Source organism: Actinosynnema sp. NPDC059335, assembly GCF_042752395.1.
Classification (GTDB): Bacteria; Actinomycetota; Actinomycetes; order Mycobacteriales; family Pseudonocardiaceae; genus Actinosynnema.
In genome coordinates this window covers 1-1,560 of the sequence record NZ_JBHYXZ010000164.1, presented here as the reverse complement: position 1 = coordinate 1,560, position 1,560 = coordinate 1, and the positions used below count along the sequence as shown (strand labels likewise).

Sequence of the window (1,560 nt, the reverse complement as noted above, 5' to 3'; positions counted from 1 at the left end):
CCCCGCGCCCCCCCCCCCGGGGGCCCCGCGGCGCCCGGGGCCCCCGGGGGGCCGGCGGACCGGGGGCGGGGCTAGCGCGATCTCCCCCCCCGCCGGGCCCGGCGCGTGCGCCGACGGCCCGGCTCCGCTCCCGGGGCACGGCTCCTCGACGCACGGCGCGGACCTCGCCACGTACGCCCGCGCCCCGATCGCCGCGGTGATCGGCAGGCGGAGCAGCGTCGCCGCGACCGAGGCGACCGCGACCGCGTCGTCGACCCGCTCACCCATCCCGGCGAGCGGACGGCCGTGCTCATCGGCGCGGGGCGCCGAGCGGAGGGCGGTCGAAGCGGTGCCCATGTCGTGGCCTCCTCGTGTGATCCGACACCTCAAGGCTCGCTCCGCGGTCGCCCGGCCCACAGAGTCGTTGGGCTCGACACGGGTCCCTGATGGCGCGGGACCTCCGACCCTGCGCCCCACCTCCCGAAGGCGGCCGCGGCCGTGGGTCCGACAGGGCGCGGCACGCCGGCCCGGAGGCGGCCCCGGCGCACCCTCGCCGCCGTCGACCTCCGCGGCGGGCCGGGGCGGCCACGCCGCCCGCGAGCGCAATCTCGACCACACCCGCCACCACGACGGCCCGCACCGCTGCCCGGTGCTCAACCGCGCCCACGCCCCGCGCTCGCCCACGGTGCCGCCCCCACCCGATGCCCCCACCGCACGTCACCTGCACGGATCCGCCCCACCGGGACGCCACCGCCCTCCCGGCCCGACGAGCGCGTGGGCGACGAGCGACCGCGGCGCCACGGTCACCGCGCCGTCGGCAGCCACGGGAGGCGGCGCGACCGGCGGTCGAACGGGGGACGAGCCGAGACGTCGACTGCTCGCGCTCAGCGGCGGCCAGCGTGGCGCGGCTCGGCGAACCGGACCTCGACCACGCCGGGCACCGCGGCGGCGAGCACCGCTGCCACGTGCCGGTCACGCTCGTCGTCCAGCTCGTCGGTGATCGTCGCCCGGCCGTCGACCACCGACACCGCCCACCGGCGCGCGTCGGCGTAGACGCACAGCCGGCGCCGGACCTCCGCCGCCACCGCGTGGTCGTCGCGGCTGATCGCCCGCAGCAGGTCGCGCCGGGTGACCACGCCCACCAGGCGCTTGCCGTCCACCACGCAGGCGCTGCGCGCGGCGTGGTCGAGCATCAGCCGAGCCAGGTCGGCCACGTCCGTGCCGGGGGACGCGCTCACCGCCGGCCCGGACATCGCCTCGCCGACGGTGCGGCACGGCGTCGGACGTCGGCGCGGCGGCTCGCCGTGCACGAGGGCGCGGGGATCGACCGGCAACCGGTCGCGCAGCACGTCGGCCTCGGTGACGACGCCGACCAGGTCGTCGCGCTCGTCCACCACCGGCAGCATGGTGAACCCCCTGGCCACGAGCAACGCCCCCGCGTCGCGGACGGGAGTCTCCGGCGACACCGTCACCACCTCGCGCGTCATCAGGTCGCGGACCCTCATCGCGTCGCCTCCTGCCTGCCGGTCGCGGACTGCCCCGCCGCGTCGGCCGGGGGCAGCACGACGACCGGCACGGTCG

Annotated in this window: 1 protein-coding gene; it reads right to left on the bottom strand. The window is 79.2% G+C overall.

The features are described 5' to 3' along the window. Positions 1-863: 863 nt before the first annotated feature. Positions 864-1,484 (bottom strand): HPP family protein, encoded by a 621-nt coding sequence (locus ACFXGA_RS33745; RefSeq protein ID WP_378095070.1) that lies wholly within the window; start codon positions 1,482-1,484, stop codon positions 864-866. Positions 1,485-1,560: the final 76 nt, after the last annotated feature.